This window comes from Geomonas edaphica (assembly GCF_004917075.1).
Classification (GTDB): Bacteria; Desulfobacterota; Desulfuromonadia; order Geobacterales; family Geobacteraceae; genus Geomonas; species Geomonas edaphica.
Window position 1 is genome coordinate 14758 of sequence record NZ_SSYB01000003.1, and the last position, 21142, is coordinate 35899.

At 61.9% G+C, this 21142-nt stretch carries 15 protein-coding genes and 2 tRNA genes; 2 read left to right on the forward strand and 15 right to left on the reverse strand.

Annotated features, from left to right (window positions below; translation table 11 throughout):
* Positions 1 to 25 precede the first annotated feature (25 nt).
* From hrpB to E8K79_RS09160, 9 genes are all read right to left on the reverse strand, one after another.
* A complete protein-coding gene (gene hrpB / locus E8K79_RS09120) occupies positions 26 to 2512 on the reverse strand; it encodes an ATP-dependent helicase HrpB (RefSeq protein WP_136514495.1) in 2487 nt (828 codons plus the stop codon).
* Between the two features lie 4 nt (positions 2513 to 2516).
* On the reverse strand, positions 2517 to 3191 hold the full coding sequence (locus tag E8K79_RS09125) for an HAD family hydrolase (RefSeq protein WP_136514496.1): 675 nt from the start codon (positions 3189 to 3191) through the stop codon (positions 2517 to 2519).
* A gap of 31 nt (positions 3192 to 3222) precedes the next feature.
* Positions 3223 to 4080: a phosphatase PAP2 family protein gene (locus tag E8K79_RS09130; protein ID WP_136514497.1), complete on the reverse strand. Its 858-nt coding sequence runs from the start codon at positions 4078 to 4080 to the stop codon at positions 3223 to 3225.
* 270 nt (positions 4081 to 4350) lie between these two features.
* A tRNA-Glu gene (locus E8K79_RS09135) sits at positions 4351 to 4425 on the reverse strand.
* Positions 4426 to 4463: 38 nt separating this feature from the next.
* Positions 4464 to 4537 (reverse strand) — tRNA-Gln (locus E8K79_RS09140).
* Between the two features lie 42 nt (positions 4538 to 4579).
* Positions 4580 to 5134, reverse strand: a complete 555-nt coding sequence (locus tag E8K79_RS09145) for a 2-oxoacid:acceptor oxidoreductase family protein (RefSeq protein ID WP_136514498.1) — start codon at positions 5132 to 5134, stop codon at positions 4580 to 4582.
* A 69-nt stretch (positions 5135 to 5203) separates the two neighbouring features.
* A complete protein-coding gene (locus E8K79_RS09150) occupies positions 5204 to 5944 on the reverse strand; it encodes a thiamine pyrophosphate-dependent enzyme (RefSeq protein WP_136514499.1) in 741 nt (246 codons plus the stop codon).
* Positions 5945 to 5958: 14 nt separating this feature from the next.
* Entirely contained in the window at positions 5959 to 7029 is a 1071-nt protein-coding gene (locus E8K79_RS09155; RefSeq protein ID WP_136514500.1) for a 3-methyl-2-oxobutanoate dehydrogenase subunit VorB, read from the reverse strand.
* A gap of 105 nt (positions 7030 to 7134) precedes the next feature.
* Positions 7135 to 7338, reverse strand: coding sequence for a 4Fe-4S binding protein (locus E8K79_RS09160; protein ID WP_129126895.1), 204 nt, complete (start codon positions 7336 to 7338; stop codon positions 7135 to 7137).
* Positions 7339 to 7530: 192 nt separating this feature from the next.
* Between E8K79_RS09160 and E8K79_RS09165 the strand changes: the two genes are divergently transcribed.
* A complete protein-coding gene (locus tag E8K79_RS09165) occupies positions 7531 to 8037 on the forward strand; it encodes a MucR family transcriptional regulator (RefSeq protein ID WP_136514501.1) in 507 nt (168 codons plus the stop codon).
* Between the two features lie 120 nt (positions 8038 to 8157).
* On the opposite strand, the gene E8K79_RS09170 is transcribed toward E8K79_RS09165, so the two are convergent.
* Entirely contained in the window at positions 8158 to 8946 is a 789-nt protein-coding gene (locus E8K79_RS09170) for a pseudouridine synthase (protein WP_136514502.1), read from the reverse strand.
* Positions 8947 to 9147: 201 nt separating this feature from the next.
* Here E8K79_RS09170 and E8K79_RS09175 point away from each other — a divergent pair, with 201 nt between their 5' ends.
* Positions 9148 to 10419 carry a DUF445 domain-containing protein gene (locus E8K79_RS09175; protein WP_136514503.1) on the forward strand — a complete coding sequence of 424 codons (1272 nt, stop codon included), beginning with the start codon at positions 9148 to 9150 and terminating at the stop codon, positions 10417 to 10419.
* 228 nt (positions 10420 to 10647) lie between these two features.
* Here E8K79_RS09175 and E8K79_RS09180 read toward each other — a convergent pair whose 3' ends face one another.
* From E8K79_RS09180 to E8K79_RS09200, 5 genes are all read right to left on the reverse strand, one after another.
* On the reverse strand, positions 10648 to 11607 hold the full coding sequence (locus tag E8K79_RS09180; RefSeq protein ID WP_136514504.1) for an acetyl-CoA carboxylase carboxyltransferase subunit alpha: 960 nt from the start codon (positions 11605 to 11607) through the stop codon (positions 10648 to 10650).
* Positions 11608 to 11657: 50 nt separating this feature from the next.
* Positions 11658 to 15131 (reverse strand): DNA polymerase III subunit alpha, encoded by a 3474-nt coding sequence (gene dnaE, locus E8K79_RS09185; protein ID WP_136514505.1) that lies wholly within the window; start codon positions 15129 to 15131, stop codon positions 11658 to 11660.
* Between the two features lie 444 nt (positions 15132 to 15575).
* Entirely contained in the window at positions 15576 to 16829 is a 1254-nt protein-coding gene (gene hisS / locus E8K79_RS09190) for a histidine--tRNA ligase (RefSeq protein ID WP_136514735.1), read from the reverse strand.
* A 231-nt stretch (positions 16830 to 17060) separates the two neighbouring features.
* Positions 17061 to 18440: a GGDEF domain-containing response regulator gene (locus tag E8K79_RS09195; protein ID WP_136514506.1), complete on the reverse strand. Its 1380-nt coding sequence runs from the start codon at positions 18438 to 18440 to the stop codon at positions 17061 to 17063.
* A gap of 73 nt (positions 18441 to 18513) precedes the next feature.
* On the reverse strand, positions 18514 to 20874 hold the full coding sequence (locus E8K79_RS09200; RefSeq protein WP_136514736.1) for a DNA internalization-related competence protein ComEC/Rec2: 2361 nt from the start codon (positions 20872 to 20874) through the stop codon (positions 18514 to 18516).
* Positions 20875 to 21142: the final 268 nt, after the last annotated feature.

Genomic DNA, 21142 nt, shown 5'->3' on the forward strand with positions numbered 1-21142 from the left:
TCCGGGTCGCCGCACAGCACCACAATTACATTCTCTTCTTCACATGCCTTGTTGCCGGGGCGTTCCACGGGTCGTCAGGCCAGGGATGCCTGGGGTAGCGACCTTTCAATTCCTTGCACACCTCACGGTAGGCACCGTTCCAGAAGCTCTTCAAATCGGCAGTCACCTGGATGGGACGCCGTGCAGGCGACAACAGGTGGATCAGGACCGGCACCCTCCCCCGCGCGAGCCTCGGCGTTTCGGCCAGGCCGAACATCTCCTGAAGCTTCACCGCCAGAAACGGCTCCCCTTCTGCCGGATACTCAAGCGAAACGCGGGACCCGCTGGGGACCTGCAGGTGCGTGGGTGCCTCCCGCTCCACTAACTGCTGCTTCCGATAGTCAAGAAGGGCCTTCAAAGGCTGCAGCAGATCCACCTTGGCAAGCTGGGCCTGGCTCCGCACCCCTTGCAGGTAGGGGAGCAGCCACTGCCCGACGCTCTCGGTGAGCGCCTGGTCGGAGAGGTCGGGAAGTTCCTCCTCGGGGAGCACCCGTGCCAGGAAGCGCACCCGGTTCCGGTACTGCGCGGCCTGCTCGCTCCAGTTGAGCCCGCCGATGCCAGCCCCCGACAGTATCCCCTGCAGAAGCGCAGCAGCCACCTCCCCCTTCTCGGGGACCGCGGCCCGCTCGGAAAGTACAACCGCGCCAAGCCGCTCTTCATCCCGGGCTACCACCCTTCCCTCGCGCTCTTCCCAGAACACCCTGCGCTCGCGCGTGATGGCGCCCGCGCATCCGGAGCGGACCGCCTCCAGGGAAACAGCGCTCGCCATGTGTATGTCCGCCTCGCCACCCCCACCCTCGACCTCAACGGCGACGATGAAGGGCTGCGCCCTCAGGTTACTGCGCGGGGAAAGTTTGGCCCCGGTGCCGTTGGCCATCAGGTAGCGCCCGGAGCCGGGATTCCTCTCGCGCGCGACGCGGTCCGGATAGGCCATAAGGAGGAGCCGCCCCACGGTAGCCGCATCGGCATGCGTGGAAGCGTCCGGCACCCCGAGGGCGCCGCGGAAGTAGGCGGCGAGCCGTTCAACCGTGCGCGCCCCCTGCGGGTCGCGGCGTTCGCCCAACGCATCCAGACGGTCCAGCAGATCGCTATCGGAAATGCTACCGCTGCCACGCGGCATGAGGTCACGTTCCGAGAGGATGGCGGCGAGTTTACAGGCAAGCGGTGCGTGTCCCGCGGCGAGCGAACCAACCAGCATGGCGGCAAGGCGCGGGTGCATGGGAAGCGCCGCCATCCTCGCCCCCAGGTCGGTGAGGGTGCCGCGCGCATCGAGAGCGCCCAAGGCGCGCAAGAGCGCCCGACCTTCGGCGAGATGGGCGGCCGGGGGTGCGTCGAGAAAGCTAAGCGAAGCGGGATCGGCCACGCCCCACTGCGCCAGGTCCAGCGCCAGCGGAGCGAGGTCGGAAACCTTGATCTCGGGGGGGGTGAAGGGAAGCAGAGCGCTCTGGGTGTGCTCGGTCCAGAGGCGGTAGCAGGCGCCGGGGGCTACGCGGCCGGCGCGGCCGGCGCGTTGCTGGGCAGAGGCGGCCGAAATGCGCATGGTGTCGAGGCGGTTCAGGCCGGTCGAGGGATCGTAACGGAGCTGGCGGGAATAGCCGGTATCCACCACCACCCGCACCCCCTCGATGGTGAGGCTCGTCTCGGCGATGTTGGTGGCAAGCACCACCTTACGGCGCTCGCCCGGGAGGATGGCCCGCTCCTGCGCCGCAAAGGGAAGGTCGCCGTACAGGACCGCGATCATCACCCGGGAGCCGACCTGCCCCTGAAGGATGTTCTCGCAACGCCTGATGTCGCCCGCGCCCGGCAGGAAGACCAGAAGGTCCCCTTCGGTCTCGGCAAGCGCCTTCATGACCCCGGCGCAGGCGGTTTCGGCGAGCCTCGTCGCAGGTTCTGTGCTGAGATAACGGACGTCGACCGGGAACTGGCGACCTTCGCTGGTGACGAGGGGTGCGCCGCCAAGGAGTTTCGCTACCGGCTCCGCATCGAGCGTCGCCGACATGACCAGCAGGCGCAGGTCCTCGCGCAGCCCGAGCTGCACGTCGCGGCAAAGGGCAAGGGAGAGATCGCAGGTGAGGCTCCGCTCGTGGAACTCGTCAAAGATCACCGCCGAGACCCCTTCGAGGAGCGGGTCGCTCTGCAGACGGCGTGCGAGGATTCCCTCGGTGACCACCTCGATGCGGGTCGCCCGGGAGACCTTGCGTTCGAAACGGATGGCGTAGCCTACCCGCTGACCCACCTCCTCGCCGAGGCACTGCGCCATGTAACGGGCGGCGTTGACCGCGGCAAGCCGGCGCGGCTCGAGCATGATGATTTTCCCGTCACCGAGGAAAGGGGCGTCGAGGAGGGCAAGAGGGACGCGGGTGGTCTTGCCGGCGCCGGGTGGCGCCTGCAGCACGGCAACGTTCCTTTGCGTGAGGGCCGCGATCAGCTCGGGGAGGACCCCGTCGATGGTGGTGGCGTTCCGGCTTTGCATTGCGCTATACGAGGAGGCTCAGCCCCTCGATATCGACCCCGACCAAGGAGTTGACCACGCGGCTTGCGCCGGAGAGCTTCTCCCGCGGGTAGCTGTTGGTGACGGCAAGGACCTTAAGCCCCGCACCGGTGGCGGAGGTGATCCCCGCCGGGGTGTCTTCGACGGCGATCGAGGCCGCCGCGTCGACCTTGCCGGGAAAGCGCTCCTGCAGACGCTGCACCGCGAGACGGTAGCTCTCGGGATCGGGCTTGGAGGCGGCGACCTCGTCCGCGGTCACCTTGACGTCGAAGGCGTCGGTGAGTCCCAGCTGCTTGAGGATCGGCTCGATGTCGCTTTTGAGGGCGCCGCTGCACAGGGCGAGCGGGAGGGTGCCGGAGATGGAACGGATCAGCTCGACGACGCCGGGGTAAGCCGCCACGCCACCGGAAACGATGTCGAGGAAGGCCGCCGCCTTGCCGCGGATCAGCTCCTTCAGCTCGTCTTCCGAGAGCGCGCGCCCGTGCACGCGGAAGGCCTCGCGGAAGGCATCGCGATCGTCGAAGCCGATGTAGAGCTCCATGTACTCCTCCCAGGAGTAGCCAAGGCCCAGGGGGACCAGCAGCTCCTGGAAGGCCTTGTAGTGCAGCGGTTCGGTATCCACGATGATGCCATCGAAATCGAAGATGACTGCGTTCAGCATGGGAAGCTCCTTATAGATAAGTTGGCTGTTTTCAGAATTTGCCTACAACGGCGACGGCCGGGGTCCCCTCGATGGAGAGCGGGGCGATGGTGACGCCGCCGGGAGCGAGGGAGCGGTATCTGCCGACGGTGGCACCGGCCAGCTCGCCGATGGCCGCGGCAAGGACCACATCGCTCGCCCAGTGTTTGGTCTGGTACACGCGCGAGAAGGCGACCAGCCCCGCTCCGCCGTACCAGGCGAGTTTGCCGGCGATGCTGTCGGTCCTGGAAGAAAGGACGTGGGCAAGCGCGAAGGTACTCGCCGTGTGCATCGAGGGGAGCGAGTCGTAGCCCCCCTTGTACTGCAACGGGCGGTAGCTCGTGCTGCTCTCTACCTGGTACGGGCGCCCGCGCCCGATGACGCCTTTAAGCACGAAGACGGTACCGTCGGCCAATAAAAGCGCCTCCCCCATCTCCTCACCCAAGCCCATCACCTTCGTATTATCGGTCGCGGCCCCGGCGCCGTAGAAGACGGCGGCGACGCCCAGGTGCAGCAGCGGATCGCTTACCGCGTTCCCCACGTTGGTGATCCCTTTCATCACGCCGTGGTGGGGGCCCGCAAACTCGTCGCGGATCTTTTCATCGAAGACGTAGGCAACTCCGAAGAGAGTCGCGGCCACTGCTGTCTCGGTGAGATAGGGATCGACCGGTCCCTTGAGGAAGAGCTTCGTCTCGCCGGCAAGGCGCCCGGCCTCTTCGGCGACGGCCTTGCCGCTGGTGAAGACGTTTTCCGCAGCGTGGAGCGGCGTGGTGAGAAGAAGGAAGAGGAGGCTCAGGAAACCGATGAGGGACGGGATACGGGACGGTCGGGGCCCAGGGGTATGTTGCCTCAAAGGGAGGGTCGAGCCCACAACGCCCCCCGTAGCTCCGTTGCGAAGGGGGGATTTCAAGCCAACGGCAAATCCCCTCTGTCCCCCCTTCTCAAAGGGGGGGACGCGAGTTCCCGTGCAGCGCTTCGTGGATAGATCAATCCCACGCCCCGGCTTTCGCGAAGAAACCTCAGCAGAAGTGGGGACGCAACAGTCTCGCGTGGTTCTTGGAGAGGACATAACCCTGGCTCCCTGGTATTCCGGAGTTGGACAAAAAAAAACAGCGCCCTGCTTCTGGCGCTGTTTTTAAGGTGGTGATCCCAAGGGGACTTGAACCCCTGTTACCGACGTGAAAGGCCGGTGTCCTAACCACTAGACGATGGGACCTGACTATGTAGCAGCTTGCAATGAAGCTGGATTAGCTATGGCTGGGGTACAAGGATTCGAACCTTGGATGACGGAGTCAGAGTCCGTTGCCTTACCGCTTGGCGATACCCCATCGTTGAGAGACCAGATTAATACCAGAATCGTAGAACCAAAGTCAAGCTTCTTTTTTCGACTTTGCCACCTGCGCCCCGGTTTCTATCGCCTTCACGTTGGCGGGGATGAACCGGTGGTTGCGCTCCGGCAGCGCCTGAGCCAAGGCGGTTGAAAGCGACTCCATCTGCACCGCTCCGGTGAGCGCGACGTAGGCCCCTACCGCAACCATATTCACCATCCTCAGGTCGCCCAGGTCGGTGGCAATATCGTTCATGGGTACCGGGATGATGGTGATGTCGCTGCGGTTCAGCTCGGTGATGTCGACGAGCGACGAGTTGACGATCAAAAGGCCGCCGGGACGAACCTTGGCGCCGAAGCGCTCGAGCGACGCCTGGTTCAGGACCACGAGAACCGCCGGTTGCCCGAGCACGGGTGAGCCGACCGTGCCGTCAGCGATCACGACGGTGCAGGTGGCGGAGCCGCCACGCTTTTCCACGCCGTAGGCGGGGAAGTAGCTCACGTTCTTGCCTTCATCTATAGCCGCATAGGAAAGCAGGTTCCCGGCCAGGAGCACGCCCTGCCCGCCAAACCCGGCTATCAAAACTTCTGTACGCATCGTCCCTCCTCAAACTGCAGAACAGGTTCTACGTTCTGCGTTCTAGGTTCTACGTTAAAAGGGCCTTCCCTAGGCCTCTTCTTTCTTGAAGATGCCGAGCGGGAAATACGGAATCATCTCCTCACCTATCCTCGCGTTGGCCTTGAGGGGGTTCATCCCCCAATTGGTCGGACAGGAGGAAAGCACCTCGACGAAGGAGAAGCCTTTCCCCTCTGCCTGGTACCCGAACGCCTCGCGCATCACCTTCTTGGCCTCGAGAACATGCTTGGGCGAGTCGACGGCGACACGCGCCGAGTAGGCAACGCCGCCCAACTGCGCCATCAGCTCCGCCATCCGGATCGGGGAGCCGTCTTTCGACTTGTCCCTGCCGTACGGTGAGGTGGAGGTCTTCTGGCCCACCAGGGTGGTGGGGGCCATCTGGCCACCGGTCATGCCATAGGTGGTGTTGTTCACGAAGACGACGGTGATGTCCTCGCCGCGGTTGGCGGCATGGATGATCTCCGCGGTGCCGATGGCGGCAAGGTCGCCGTCACCTTGGTAGGTGAAGACGAAGTTGTCGGGCTTCGCGCGCTTCACGCCGGTGGCGACCGCGGGCGCCCTGCCGTGCGGTGCCTCCACTACGTCGATGTCGAAATAGCCGTAAAGGAACACGGAGCAGCCGACCGAGGCCACGCCGATGGTTTTATCCTGAACGCCGTACAGGTCCATCGCGTCGGCCACCAGGCGGTGGATGGTGCCGTGATGGCAGCCGGGACAGAAATGGGTCTGAACGTCCTTCAAACTTTGCGGTCTTTTGAAAACCTGCTGCATATCTCCCCCCCTGCCTAGCGCGCCGTGTCGTCGTACTGCTTCCTGATCACATCGAGAAGTTCCTCAGGTGAGGGCAGCGAGCCGGCTCCCGGCGGCCTGCCGTAGAAGCAGACCTGCGCCGCGGCTCCGACGGAGAGGCGCACGTCCTCAACCATCTGTCCGGTGTTGAGTTCCACGACCAGCACCTTGCCGGCACGGCCGGCGGCCTCGGCAAGGGCCTTCTCCGGGAACGGGAACAGGGTGACCGGACGGAAAAGACCGACCTTCATCCCCTCTTCACGGGCCATGGCGACGGCGGTGTGGGCGATCCTGGCGACGGAGCCGAAGCCGGTGACGATGAGACGGGCGTCGGCGGTCTCGTACTCCTCGCTGATGCACTCCTTCTCCTTCATCACCTGGTACTTCGCGTGCAGGCGCCAGTTGTGCGCCTCTAGCTCTCCGTCACCGAGGAACAGCGATTTCACCACGCGCTGCTCGGCGCCGCTTTTGCCGCGCACAGCCCATCCCTTCTCCGGGAGCTCGCGCACCGGACGTGCGTTCGGGACGAGCGCCTCCTTCATCTGACCGATCACCGAGTCCCCCAGGAGCATGACCGGGGTGCGGTACAGATCGGCGAGATCGAAGGCGTGCATGGTGAGGTCGTACATCTCCTGCACCGAGTTCGGGGCGAGGACGGGGATGTGGTAGCCACCGTGCCCGCCACCCTTCACGGACTGGAAATAATCGGACTGGGAGGCGTCGATGCCGCCAAGGCCCGGTCCGGAACGGGAGATGTTGATGATCACGCCGGGGAGTTCCGCGCCGGCCATGTACGAGATCCCTTCCTGTTTGAGCGAAATACCCGGGCTCGAGGAGGATGTCATGGCGCGCACGCCGCATGAGGAGGCGCCCAGGAGCATGTTGATCGCACCGATCTCGCTCTCCGCCTGGATGAACTCGCCGTTCAGCTTCGGAAGCTCACGCGACAGATATTCCGGAATGTCACTTTGCGGGGTGATCGGATAGCCGAAGTAGTAGCGGCAGCCGGCTTCTACAGCCCCCATGGCCGCGGCTTCATTTCCTTTAACAAACAGCCGTTTAGACAATTGACCCTCCCACGGTTCCTGTTCGTTCGGATGCACTTAGAGACACCGATATCGACACGGACCGGTCGATCCGCTGCGACATCTCTCAGTGCTGAACGAAAGGATTTACTTGAAGACGGTTATGGCAACGTCAGGACAGATTTCGGCGCAGAGAGCGCATCCCGTACACTGCTCCAGATTGGGAGCTTCGGCAGGTGCGTACCCCTGGATATTGACCTTCTCGCAGAGCCTGATCAGCTTCTTCGGGCAAGCAATCGTGCAGATACCGCAACCCTTGCAGCGCAACTCGTCTATTACAATTCTTCCCATACTAAGTATCCCTCATTGTCTTGCTGCCGTTACCCGGCATGCAATCAGCGCAAAAACCTAGCAGAAATCTGTCAGGCCAGTCAACTTTTTTGTTTACACGAGTGATTTATCGCTTGCTTTTAAACAGGTGTGTAGTTTAATAAAAAGCGACTCATGTACCTTAACTAAGAATTTAAAAGGAGGAGCGAAACGATGGCATCATCACTGCTCGAGTTGACGGCCAGTATTGTCTCTTCACATGCCTCGGTTACAGAGATGTCAGGCGACGATCTGCTTCTTGAACTGCAGAAGGTGCATGGCGCACTGCAGAAACTCGAAGTGGAAACAGGCGAGGGAATGGAGGTGGGCGGCGAAAGGGGACCGACGCTTACCCTGAAGAAGGCGTTCCAACCGGACCAGATAAGCTGCATGTTGTGCGGCAAGACCGGCATGAAGACCCTCGCGCGCCACCTTGCCCAGGTCCATGGAGTAAAACCCGGAGAGTACAGAAAACAGTTCGGCATCCCGAGCAATCAGGCGCTGACCGCCAAGAACTTCTCCGAGGCGCGCAGGCGGATGGCCCAGGAGAAGGGGCTTGCCGACAACCTTGCCAAGGCGCGCGCCGTCCGCGCGGCGAAGCTCGCCGCCAAAGGGGGCGCGGAAAAAAAGCCGGTGAAACAACCTCGCGGCTCGAAGCAGAAGCAGCAGATGAGCGCCTGAATCCTAATGTGATCCTCTTTGCAGCTTTCAATATAAATGAAAAAGCCGCCCTGCAAGGGGCGGCTTTTGTTGTTCATGCAAACTCGACTTCGGCCGCACCACTTCCTGCAGCGCTACAAACTAACGACGCGGCGCGATCTTTCTTCTCGCCACCACACCGGTCTTTTTCGGCCCCCGACCGGTACCGACCGCAACGATCTTCCTTTTCAGCTTGGTCACCTCTTCGGAGGTCAACTCCCTGAACTCGCCCGGCTTCATCTCGCCGATCTCCAGGAAGTCGTAGCGCGCGCGCTTCAGGCGCACGACGTTCAGCCCCACCGCCTCGCACATGCGCCGCACCTGCCGGTAGCGCCCTTCGTGGATGGTGATGGAGATCCAGGCGTTGTTCTCGCTCTCGCTTACCTGCGCGACCTTGGCCGGAGCGGTCATGCCGTCCTCCAGCTTCACCCCCTCGGAGAGCTTCTTGATCTGGACCGTACTGACGTGTCCGCTAACCCGGACCAGGTATCCCTTGTCCACCTCGTGGCTTGGGTGCATCAGCATGTTGGCGAAGGCACCGTCGTTGGTGAGCAGCAGGAGCCCTTCCGTGTTGTAGTCGAGACGACCGACGGGATACACCCGCTCCTGCACCCCTTTGAGGAGATCGGTGACGATGGGGCGCCCTTCGGGGTCCTTCATCGTGGTCATGTACCCTACCGGCTTGTACAGGAGCAGGTAGACCCGCTTTTCCTCAACGGCGATCGGCTTACCGTCCACCGTGATGGTGTCGGTTTCCGGATCGGCCTTGGTGCCGAGCTCGGTGACTACCGTGCCGTTCACGGCCACTCGCCCCGAGGTGATGATGGTTTCGGACTCGCGTCGTGAGGCGATGCCCGCCTGCGACAGTATCTTTTGCAAACGCTCCTGCATATGTCTCTCCTTACCTGGGCTCTCGCCGGTGAATTTACGCGGATCAAGTCATATCACAGCAGCCGTGCAGGTAGCAACCAGTTATGCGGTAAACAGTGCGACCTATCAGCGAAGCTGTTGCCTTGATGTGCGGAACCTGCTAAAAAGACAGGCTGCGCTTCAGGCGCAGTACAGAGATATGTTCGCAAGGAGTAGATGTACATGCAGATGACGGATGTAAGAACCGCAGCTTTGAAAAAGAACAAGACCGTAGCCGGTGCGCTGCTTGTCGGAGCCGCCCTGCTCTTTATCGTCGCACGCCTGCAGCACGGTAGCGGGGCCTGGGGGTGGGTTGCCGCCTTCGCCGAGGCCGCCATGGTGGGTGCTCTCGCGGACTGGTTTGCGGTAGTCGCCCTCTTCAGGCATCCGATGGGGCTTCCCATCCCCCACACCGCCATCGTTGCGGAGAAGAAGGAGACCATCGCCGACAATCTCGGGCAGTTCATCCAGGAAAAGTTTCTGGCCACCGAGGTGCTGGTCGAGAGGATGCGGGCCTTCGACCCGGCACGGCGCCTGTGCGATTACCTCGTCTCCCGGCAAAACGCCGAGGGGCTTGCCACCGGGATCACCCGGATCATCTCCGAGTCGATCGACTTCCTCGAAGACGAGCGGGTCAGCAAGGTGGTGAGTGCTGCGCTCAGCGACCGGGTGGAGAAGTTCGATGCCGCCTCTTCCGCGGGGGTGCTGCTGGAAAGCCTCAGGAGTGAGAGCCGGCACCAGGTGGTGCTGGACGAGTTGCTGCGCCGCCTCGGGGGATGGCTCGCGAAACCGGAAGCGCAGGAGAAGGTGGCGATCGCCCTCGACAACTGGGTGGACGCCGAGTATCCGCTGCTCAGCAAGTTCATCCCGAACCGTCCCCAGTTCGCCAGAAACGCCGGGGAGAAGATCGTGAGGAAGGTAAGCGGCTTCCTCGACGCGGTGAACGCCGATCCGAGCCACGAGCTGCGCCACGAGTTCGACAGCGCCGTCGGGGATTTCATCGTGAAGCTGAAGCACGACACGGCGATGCGAGCAAGGGTCGAGGAGTTGAAGCAGGAGTTGGTGGGTAACGAGCAACTCGGGCACTACGCCCGTGGGCTGGTCGGCGACCTGAAGGCCTGGGTGGTGCAGGACCTCGAGCGTGAGCATTCCGCGATCAGGCATAAGGTTGCAGACGCAGCGGTAGCGCTTGGCAACACCCTTTCGAAGAGCGGCGAGCTGTCCGAGTCCATCAACGAACACCTGGAAGGGGTGGTGCGCAAGTACGCCGACGGACTTAGGACCGGGTTCGCGAAGCACATCTCCGGAACGGTGAAGGAATGGGACAACGAGGAGTTCATCAGGGAGATCGAGCTAAGCATCGGTTCGGACCTGCAGTTTATCAGGATGAACGGAACGCTGGTCGGCGGCATGATCGGCATCCTGCTGCACGCGGCGTCGCTTGTCATCGGGTAGAGCCCTTCGCAAAGGTGGATACTTTCCAACCAAGCGCCGCACGCGAACTCGGCGCTCCCCCCTTTGCGAAGGGGGGACGCCAGGGTCCGTGCAGCGCTTCGTAGGAAGCTACACTCAGGTTCCACGAATTCTCTTAAGAAACTTATTTTCCACAATGAACCAAAGAAAAAGGGGGCATGGCTTTACGCCATGCCCCCTTCTCTTTATTGCTGTTGACCCCGCCGCGGACTACTCGGCGAAGCGGCTCATCTTGCGGAACTTCTGGTAGCGCTGTTCGATCAGCTCGTCGGCCGGAATCGCCTTCAGCTCCTTCAGGTTCCTGGAAAGCGCCTCATGCAGGTTCTTCGCCATGGTCTCGTGGTCGCGGTGCGCGCCGCCGGCCGGCTCGGGGACGATCTCATCGATGACCTCGAGATCCTTGATGTCTTTGGCGGTGAGCTTCAACGCCTCGGCGGCCTGGGCTCCCTTGGTGCCGTCGGACCAGAGGATCGCGGCGCAACCCTCGGGGGAGATGACCGCGTAGACGGAGTGCTGCAGCATCAGGACACGGTCGCCCACGGCGATGGCGAGCGCGCCGCCGGAGCCACCCTCGCCGGTGATGACGACGATGATGGGGACGGTGAGACGGCTCATCTCACGCAGGTTCCTCGCGATCGCCTCGGCCTGGCCGCGCTCCTCCGCGCCGATGCCGGGGAAGGCGCCCGGGGTGTCTACGAAGGTGATGATGGGGAGCTTGAAGCGCTCGGCCATCTCCATCAGGCGCAGCGCCTTCCTGTACCCTTCCGGGTTCGGCATGCCGAAGTTGCGGAACACCTTCTCCTTGGTGTCGCGCCCCTTCTGGTGACCGATCACCATGACTGGCTCGCCGTCGAGACGGGCAAGGCCGCCGACGATGGCGTGGTCGTCGCCGAAGTTGCGGTCACCGTGCAGTTCCACGAACTCGGTGAAGATCAGGCTCAGGTAATCGAGGGTGAAAGGACGGTTGATATGGCGGGCAACCTGGGCCGTCTGCCAGCGGGAAAGATTTGCAAACATGTCTTCGCGCATCTTCTCTGCCTTCTCCTCAAGTTTGGCGACCTCCGCGGAGAGATCGACCCCCTCAGTGGAAAATGCCAGCAGTTCCTGGATCTTCTTGTCCAGTTCCGCCAGCGGCTTCTCAAAATCCAGATAGCTCTGCTGCAATGCCATATATCTCTATCTCCTTGTTCTCAAATAAAATAACCGCATGCGTCCTGAGTCTACTCGAAGGACACGGCATTATAGCCGAAGAGGTTACTCACTTCCACTGTTAATTCTTCGCTAGCGGCCACTTTGTATACGTCAGAAAGTTTGATGGTTACGCGCGAGCTGTTCTCTATGTCCAGATGCAGAAAGCTGCGACAGATCCCCTGATAGCGCGAGATGATGTCCTTCAGCCTGTCGAGCTTGCCCGTATCGGCTTCCTTCGCGTCTATGGTGAAGTTCACCCTGCGCGTATCACGCTCGACCAGGTCGCGCAACAGCATGATGTCGCTCGCCATGATCTTGGCCCCCTTCTCGCCTTGCTCGACCGTGCCGGTGATGTGAATGGGGTCGTCCCCCTTCAGGTGCTCTGAGCAGCGGGCGTAGACGTCGGAGAAGACGACGACCTCCAGGGAGCCGACCAGGTCCTCGAGGGTGATGAACCCCATCCGGTCCCCCTTCTTGGTCATGATCTCCTTGAGACTCGCGGGCACGCCGCAGATCTTCACCTCGCTCTTATCCTTTGCCTCGTTGATCGAGGAACAGTCGACATTAGAGAAGCGGCGCATGTCGGCCACGTAGCGGTCCAAGGGGTGCCCGGTGATGAAGAAGCCGATCGCCTCCTTCTCGCACCCGAGGCGGTATTTCTCGTCCCACTCAGGGATGTCCGGAAGGCGGTTCCCCGAGCCGTTCGCACTGCGCTGGATCTCGGCTATGCCGAAGAGGGAGACCTGCGCGCTCTCGCGCTCCTGCTGCACGCGCTGTCCCTGCGCGGCGGCGTCGTCGAGTCCCGCCATCAGTTGCGCGCGTTTGGCGCCGGTGCAGTCGAAGGCGCCGCTTTTTATCAGTGCCTCGATCACCCTCTTGTTGCAGCGACGCAGGTCGACGCGTTCGCAGAAGTCGAAGATGTCCTTGAACGGCTCGTCCCCGCGCGCCTCGAGGATCGCCTCGATGGCCCCCTCCCCCACGTTCTTCACGGCACCGAGACCGAAGCGCATGGCGTTTTCGAGCACGCGGAAGGAGCGCAGCGACTCGTTGATGTCCGGCGGGAGCACCTCGATGCCCATCTCGCGGCAGTCACCGATGCTCTTGATCACCTTGTCGGTGTTGCTCATGTCCTCGGTGAGGAGGGCGGCCATGAACTCCACCGGGTAGTGGGCCTTCAGGTACGCGGTCTGGTAGGCGACGAGCGCGTAGGCGGCGGAGTGCGACTTGTTGAAGCCGTACTCGGCGAACTTCGCCATGAGGTCGAAGATGGCGGCGCACTTCTTGGAATCGAGCCCGAGCTTTTCGGACCCCTCCATGAACTTCAGGCGCTCTTTCGCCATCTGTTCGGCGTCCTTCTTACCCATGGCGCGACGCAGGAGGTCCGCGCCGCCCAGCGAGTAGCCGGCCAGGGAACGGGAGATCTGCATGACCTGTTCCTGGTAGACGATGACGCCGTAGGTGTCCTTGAGGACCGGCTCGAGCTGCGGCAGGTCGTAGACGGTCTGCTTGCGGCCATGCTTTCGCTCGATGAAGTCGTCGACCATGCCGGAGCCGAGCGGACCCGGACGGTAGAGGGCGCAGACCGCGATGATGTCCTCGAAGCAGGAGGGCTTCAGCTTGACCAGGAGCTCCTTCATGCCGCTCGACTCGAGCTGGAAGACGCCGGTCGTGTTGCCGGCCTGCAAAAGCTTGTAGGTTTCGGGATCGTCGTCGGTAAGGAGGGTGATGTCGAAGTTCGGATCCTTGCCGTTACGGATGTGCTTGCAGGCGTTGTCGATGACGGTGAGGTTCTTGAGGCCCAGGAAGTCGAACTTCACGAGGCCGACCTTCTCGACGTACTTCATCGAGTACTGCGTGGTCAGCGATCCGGTCTTCTGGTCCTTGTAGACCGGGCAGAAATCCTCCATCTGCCTCGGTGCGACCACGAGGCCGGCGGCGTGGGTCGAGATGTGGCGCGCGAGCCCCTCGAGGCGCAGGGCGACCGTCATGACCTCGTTCACCTTCGGGTCGGCGGCCATCAGCTCCTTGATTTTGGGCTCCTGCTCGAGCGCTTTTTCGAGCGTGATGCCGAGGACCTCGGGAACCAGCTTCGCGATCTTGTCGACGTCGGCGAAGGTTAGATCGAGCGCGCGCCCGACGTCGCGGATGACGCCGCGGGCCGCCATGGTACCAAAGGCGGCGATCTGGCACACCTTCTCCCTGCCGTAGCGGTCGACCATGTACTGGATCACCTCTTCGCGGCGGTCCTGGCAGAAGTCGACGTCGATATCCGGCATGGAGATACGTTCCGGGTTGAGGAATCGCTCGAACAGCAGGTTGTACGGCATGGGATCGATGTCGGTGATCCTGATGCAGAAGGCGACGAGGCTACCCGCCGCCGAGCCCCTGCCCGGTCCGACCGGGATGCCGTGGTCCTTGGCCCAGTTGATGAAGTCCGCAACGATGAGGAAGTAGCCCGGGAACCCCATCTGCCTGATGCAGTCAAGCTCGATGCGCAGTCGGTCGTGGTAGGACTGCTCCTGCTCCGGGGTCAGGTTCGGGTACTTGATCTTGATCTTCTGGAGGCGCAGCTTGAGGCCTTCGATGGACTCGCGCTCTAACTGGTCATCGAGGGTCTCACCCGGCGGCGCCTCGTAGGCCGGGAAGTGATAAGTCTTGAAGTCGAACTCGTAGTTGCAGCGCTCGGCGATCTTGACGGTGTTGGTGAGCGCCTCCGGGCAGTAGTGGAAATCCTTCGCCATCTCCTCCGGGCTCTTCACGTAGAAGGCCTCGGTGGTGAAGCGCATCCTGCTCGGGTCGCTCATGGTCTTCCCGGTCTGGATGCACAAAAGGATCTCGTGCGCCTTCGCGTCCTCTTTGTTCAGGTAATGGCAGTCGTTGGTGGCGACAAGCGGAAGATCCAGCTCGCGCGCGATTTCCATCACCCTCTGATTCGCGATGGTCTGCTCGGGGAGCCCGTTCTCCTGGATCTCCAGGTAGTAGGAGCCCGGGAACATCTCGGCGTACCACTTCGCTGCGTTTCTCGCCTCCTCCATCTTGTTCCTGCCGGCGAGATAGGCGATCTCGCCCTGCAGACAGGCGGAGAGGCAGATGAGCCCTTCACTGTGTTTCTCCAGCAGTTCCTTGTCGATGCGGGGGCGACGGTAGAAGCCGTCCTTGTAGCCTGCGGAGGTGAGGTAGCAGAGGTTCTTGAAGCCGACCATGTTCTCGGCCAGCAGGATGAGGTGGTAACTCGTGACCGGGTCGGCGCCGGTCGGCGCCTTCTTTTCCAGGCGGGAGCCCGGTGCGATGTACACCTCGCTCCCGAGGATCGGCTTGATCCCCTTGTCCTTCGCCTTGAGGTAGAACTCGAGGGAGCCGAACATGTTGCCGTGGTCGGTAACCGCCACGGCAGGCATGTGGTACTCCTTCGCCTTCTTGACGAGGTCGCCGATACGGATGGCGCCGTCGAGTAGGGAGTACTGGGAGTGCAGATGGAGATGTACGAAGTTTGCTGAATCCATAACAGGAAAGCCTTAATCAAGTGGGAAACTATCTGGTTTGAAACAACAAAAGGAGCCGTAGTTTGAAGTGGCTCCAGTGACTGTTTCGGGCGAAAAAATTGCGCCCAAATATCGCATGAAGCGGAGGTTATGTCAATGGAACAGAAGGACTCTTGGCCGGAAGGAAGGGAATGAAGGGGGGGGCCTCCACTCTCCGGTGGAGGGTCGCCGAAGGCCGGGTGAGAGCCGCGCACAGGCCCGCATCTTGCCGATAGCTGCGCCCTCAACCCGCCCCTCTCACCCCTTCGCGGACCGAAGCGCTTCGGCGCGCAGCCCCGAAGGGAGAGGGAGGACAAAGAAAAATAAAAAAGGGGACAGGCTACTTTACCTGAAAAAGTAGCCTGTCCCCTTTTCTGTTGTGTTGTTTTTACCGCTCCTTCCCTCTGGGGGGATTGATCGGGAAAGCTAGGTCTCGGACTTCATGGCGGCCTGGATGGCCGCCGCATCGAGCGCAACCTCGGCCTGGTTGCCGACGTCCATGTTCTTGAGGGGGGCGGTGCCGCGGGCGAGTTCGTCGCCACCGATGATCAGCGTGAAGCGGGAGCTGAACTTGTCGGCGCGCCTCATCTGGCTCTTCAGGCTCTTCCCTTCGTAGTCGATCTCGACCGCAAGCCCCAGGCGCTGCAAGGCGCTCATCAGGCGGAAGGCTTCTGAGTGCGCCTCATCACCAAGCGCCGCGATGAAGAGGTCGGGACGGCGCGAGAAATCCTTTTCGGCCAGCAAAAGCGCCACGCGCTCTACGCCCATGGCGAAGCCGATGCCGGGGATCTGCGGCCCGCCGATCTCGGAGATGAGGCCGTCGTAGCGGCCGCCAGCTGCAACGGCGCTCTGGGAACCGAGCATGGTGGTGACCATCTCAAAGGTGGTCCTCGTGTAGTAGTCGAGGCCCCGCACCATCCTCGGGTTTATGCTGTACGGGGTGCCGACCAGTTCGAGGTATTTCCTCGTCTTGTCGAAGTGGTCACCGCACTCGGGGCAGAGGTGGTCGAGCATGGAGGGTGCGCCCTTCGTCGCCTCCTGGCAGCCGGCGGACTTGCAGTCGAGCGCACGCAGCGGGTTCGTGTCGTAGCGGCGCTTGCAGTCGTCGCAGAGCTTGTCGATGCGGTCGAGCAGGAACTTCTTGAGCGCCTCGCGGTAGGCCGGACGGCAGCAGGGACAACCAAGGGAATTGATCTGCAGGCTAGGCTCGGTGAGCCCCAGTTCCTGGAAGAAATGGGTCAGCATGGTGAGCACCTGGGCGTCGACGGTAGGGGCCGCAACACCGGTGATCTCGGCGCCGATCTGGTGGAACTGGCGGTAACGCCCTTTCTGCGGACGCTCATAGCGGAACATCGGCCCCATGTAGTAAAGGCGCGCGACCGGGTCGAGGGCGTGCATCTTGTGCTCCACGTAGGCGCGCATCACCGACGCGGTCCCTTCCGGGCGCAGGGTCACCTTGTTGCCGCCTTTATCCTCGAAGGAGTACATCTCCTTCTCCACGATGTCGGTGGCGTCGCCGATCGAGCGGCAAAACAACTCGGTCTTCTCCATGATCGGTATCCTGATCTCGGAAAGGCCGTACAGTTCGAAAACCCGGCGCGCAGTAGCCTCGATGTGCTGCCACTTCTCGACCTCGCCCGGGAGGATGTCATTGAACCCCTTGATGCCGGTGATTGCCACGGTGATGCTCTCCTTGCTCACACAAAATTTAAGACGAAGGCTTTAACGCAAAGACGCAAAGCCGCAAAGACGCTAAGAGAAACCTAAATAGGGGAACGGCAAAACCTTTTACCTTGATTTTACCTTTGCGCCTTCGCGCCTCCGCGTCTTTGCGTTGAGGCCGTAAAAATAAAAAAACCGGCATAGACTGCTGTCCGGTCCGCCGCACATCCATTCGCCCCACCGCTTTCGTCAGGGAGGGGTCGTCAGCCTTTCCGCGTGGAACGCCCTGTTCTTGCCGGCGCTCTTGCCGCGGTACATCGCCTGGTCCGCCATCTCCAGAAGCTCCGCCTTGGTGCCGGCATCGTCCGGCGCGCACGCGTAACCAAGGCTCACGGTGAGCTTGATGGCGAGCCCGTCGGCCTTCGCGAAGGTGTGCGACTCGATGGTTTTCCGGATACGTTCGGCGACGATGGCCGCGCCTTCCATCCCGGTCTCCACGAGAACGATGGTGTACTCGTCGCCGCCGTAACGAATCACCGCATCGACGTCACGCACGCTCTTTCGCACCAGTGCGCCGACCTCGCGCAGTACGCGGCTCCCGATCAGGTGGCCGAAGTTGTCGTTCACCGATTTGAAGAGGTCGATGTCGAGGAAGAGCACGCCGAGGTTGGAGCCGTAACGCTCGCAGCGCTTCAGCTCGCGCTCCAGTACGACGTCGAGGTAGCGGTAGTTGTACAGGCCGGTTAGCTCGTCGATGTAGAGGAGGTCTTTCGCGATGTTGTAGCGGACGGCGTTGTCGAGGGCAAGCAGCCCCTGGTCGAGCAGGAAAGAGATGTGCTTGCGGTTTATGTCCCTCGGGAGCATGGCGCCCGGATCGTTGAACAGGATGACCACGCCCTGGAGGTCCGACTTGTAGCGCAGGTAGAGACACATCGCCTCGGTGATCTCGCTCGCGTATTCGGCGCCGTCCGGCAGGAAGTTCCGCAGGTAGATCAGGTGCGAGGTGCCGTCGTCCCTCAGGTCGCTTTCACTGATGACCGCCTGGCCCAGGAGATGCGCGTTCAGCTCGTCGATCCCCTTCAGCTCGCACAGCTTCAGCTGCCCATTCTCGGCAAAATAACCAATGGCACGGCTCACGCCGACTTCCTTCATCAGCGCGTCGGTGAGCATCTGGTATAGGCGCTCCAGTTCCAGACAGTTGGAGATGTTCTGACTCACCTGGAAAAGGTTAACCAGCCCTTTAAGCTCGAGATTCTCGTCGAGCAGCCTGCGCTGTTCCATGCAGTGGCTGACGATGTGGCGGAATTCGTCCTGGTTGATGGGCTTTATGAGGTAATCGGTGGCGCCGTTTTTCAGGGCGTAGATGGCGGTCTCGACGTTGGCATGGCCGGTGACCATGATCACTGCGGTTGCAGGGTCGAGCCGTTTCACTTCGGAGAGGATATCGAGGCCGCTCACGTCGCGCATCACCAGGTCGGTGACAACGAGGTGATAGCCGCCTCTCCCGATCATATCCAGCGCCTCTTCACCTGAGGCGGCCACATCGACGTTATAGCCGTCCTCCTTAAGAAGGTCGGTATAGACCTCTCGGAAAAAGCTATCGTCTTCGACTAAAAGAATCCTTTGCATGCTACGGATCTCCTGGATCGTCGGGGTATACGTGAGAATGCCCGCCTAAACTAGCAGATAGCGCTCTAGAGTGTCAATTAAAATGCCCCAAAGGGGTCGTAATTGTAAGTGTGCCGTCAGCCGTGCAGATCACGATTATCGTGCCGTCCTGATCGGTGCGGTAGGTGCGGATACCCTGCCGCTGCAGCCTGAGTAGGGTCGCGGGTGCCGGGAGCCTGAAGGTATTGCGGTATCCGGCGGAGATGACCGCAGCGGCGGGTCGCACTGCGGCTAGAAAGGAATCGGTCGAAGAATATCTGCTGCCGTGGTGCGCAACCTTAAGCAGGGAACAGGGCTCGACCGCTTGGCGTGCCAGGAGTCCGCGCTCCGCGGCGGCTCCGATGTCACCGGTAAAAATGACCGCACTCCGACCATAAGAGAGGCGAAAGACAAGGGATGCTTCGTTCGCGTCGGTGTAGCTTTCGCGGCTATCGGCGAGGGGCCAAAGAGGACGCAGCAAGGCGCCGCCGAGCTGAAGCGGACCTCCTTCCGGGCCCAGAGGCATGACCGGAACGCCACGGGCAGTCAGGATCCATTTCAGTTGCTGCGTATCCGGTGATCTGAAGAATAGCGGGCTCGCAAGGAACTGACCGATCTCGAAGTACGCGGCGAGGTGCACCACGCCCTGCAGGTGGTCCGGATGCTCGTGTGAGAGCACCAGGTAGTCGATGCGCCGCACGGAAAGTGCCCTCAGGGCCGGCACGAGTACCCGCGGGCCGACACGCGCCTCGGTGTCCGTCGCGTTGCCGCCGCCGTCAACAAGCATCCACTTCCCCGCGGGGAGATGCACCAGCGCAGCATCCCCTTGCCCGACGCTCAGAAAGTAGATGCGCATGGCGCTCTCCGGTGCGCTCGACGCGGGCACTGCGCGCAGGATCAGTGCAAAGAGCAAGAGGCTTGCGGCGGCCACACGCTGCGGAAGGGAGGAGACAAAGGTGATCACGAAGAGCGCGAGGCACGCAAGGAGCAGGTCGAGCCGCCCGGGGGCATATCCCTCCAAGACCGGTGCCCGGGAAAGATATACAACGATATGGTCCGCCCAGCGCACAAGCAGCGCGGCTAGGTGCAGCAACAGGCGGGCTGGCGCTTCCCCCACCCCGCTCGCGGCAAGGCCCAACAGACCGAAGACTACGGCACCGTACCCCATGAGCGGCACCACGAGAAGGTTCGCTACAAGACCAATGACGGACACGCGCCGGAAGTAGTACGCCACGTGAACGAAGGTCGCGAGAATGGCAGCCGCGGACGCGGCAACAAGAAGCAGCGTCCAACGCAGCGCCCTCCCCTTCGCGGCAACGAACCTGGAAAGTGGCGGGGCCAGGACGGCCAGTCCCCAGATGGCCAGAAAGGAGAGCTGAAAAGAGACGTCGAAGAGGGTCTCGGGAGCGGTGAAAAGGATGGCGCAGGCAGCGAGCATGATGGTGTTCACCGGGTCCAATTCGCGCTTCAGGTACAGTGCGGCAACCGCGGCGAAGATCATCAGCACGCTGCGCTGCGTGGCGGGGGCGGCGCCGGAGAGAAAGAGGTAAAAGAGCACCACGGGAAGCGACGTGAACAGGACGGTCTGGCGCAACCTCACGTGCAGGGCGAGCCACTCGGAACGACGCGCCAGGAAGTAGAGTCCGTTGAACAGGGTAAGAAACAGGACCCCGACGTGGAAGCCGGATATGGAGAGGATGTGGTTCACGCCGCTGCGGGAAAACGATTCCTGCAACGGCTCCGACAGATCCCCCCGGTCGCCCAGCAGCAGCGCCTTCAGGACGCCCCCTTCGGTCCCAGGTTCCGCCGACATGATGAAGTCCCCCAACCTGTCGGCAAGGAGGTCGATGCCGTGCCGCCACCCGGTTCCCGCGTGCAGGAGCACCATGTCATCGGCTTCCGGTACGAAACCGGTTTCGAAGACGCCCAGGTAGGCGAGCCGCCGCGCGTAGTCGATCTCGCCGGGCACCCCTAGGCTGCGCGGCTTCCTGAGGCGGGTGGAAAGGCGGACCCGGTCTCCGGTAAAGAGTTTCGGTCGTCCCGATTTCACGTAAACCAGCAGTCGTCCCATCGTAGCGTACTCGCGGTCGTCTTCCACGATCTTATCCACGCTCAGGTAGATCCTGCTTCCACCATAAGCCGCTCCCTCGACGCGCGCATCTACGTACCCTTCCACCACAACCGGCCGATCCCGGATGAAGGCACCGAGCGCGTCGACCGGTCGCAGGAAGGGCTTCATGGAAAGTACACCCCAGACCATGAAGAAGGCGGCAATGGATAGTGTGAAAGGGAAACGGGATCTGACGAAGCAGGCGGCTAAGGTTAAGGCGAGCAGGGCTACGGCAGGCCAGGACGGTATGGCGATGTCGAGCAGGTCAGCCAGAACAAGCCCGGCCACCAATGAGCTAAGAGGCACCAAAAGCGGTTTCTCCAGGTGACACCCCCTTGGGGAGCATAACCGCGGCGCCCCAGGAATGATTAAATTCAACGAATGTTATAGCATCCCCCCTCCCCTGCACAACGGCATCTGCTCAGCAAGTTCAAGCTGTTCACAGTTCGACATCCGCATAAGTTGCTGAAATTACATACCTTACACCCTCCGACAGTAAAACCTTGTGCAGCTTTAGTACAGACGGCCCGGTTTTGTCCTTGCCGTAGGCGCCTGTACCAAGGCCTACAAAACC

Excerpts from the sequence above, each read along its gene's own strand:
- hrpB (WP_136514495.1), bottom strand. The coding sequence starts at position 2,512 with ATGCAAAGCCGGAACGCCACCACCATCGACGGGGTCCTCCCCGAGCTG.
- E8K79_RS09125 (WP_136514496.1), bottom strand. The coding sequence starts at position 3,191 with ATGCTGAACGCAGTCATCTTCGATTTCGATGGCATCATCGTGGATACC.
- E8K79_RS09145 (WP_136514498.1), bottom strand. The coding sequence starts at position 5,134 with ATGCGTACAGAAGTTTTGATAGCCGGGTTTGGCGGGCAGGGCGTGCTC.
- E8K79_RS09150 (WP_136514499.1), bottom strand. The coding sequence starts at position 5,944 with ATGCAGCAGGTTTTCAAAAGACCGCAAAGTTTGAAGGACGTTCAGACC.
- E8K79_RS09160 (WP_129126895.1), bottom strand. The coding sequence starts at position 7,338 with ATGGGAAGAATTGTAATAGACGAGTTGCGCTGCAAGGGTTGCGGTATC.
- E8K79_RS09165 (WP_136514501.1), top strand. The coding sequence starts at position 7,531 with ATGGCATCATCACTGCTCGAGTTGACGGCCAGTATTGTCTCTTCACAT.
- E8K79_RS09170 (WP_136514502.1), bottom strand. The coding sequence starts at position 8,946 with ATGCAGGAGCGTTTGCAAAAGATACTGTCGCAGGCGGGCATCGCCTCA.
- E8K79_RS09175 (WP_136514503.1), top strand. The coding sequence starts at position 9,148 with ATGCAGATGACGGATGTAAGAACCGCAGCTTTGAAAAAGAACAAGACC.
- E8K79_RS09180 (WP_136514504.1), bottom strand. The coding sequence starts at position 11,607 with ATGGCATTGCAGCAGAGCTATCTGGATTTTGAGAAGCCGCTGGCGGAA.
- dnaE (WP_136514505.1), bottom strand. The coding sequence starts at position 15,131 with ATGGATTCAGCAAACTTCGTACATCTCCATCTGCACTCCCAGTACTCC.
- E8K79_RS09195 (WP_136514506.1), bottom strand. The coding sequence starts at position 18,440 with ATGCAAAGGATTCTTTTAGTCGAAGACGATAGCTTTTTCCGAGAGGTC.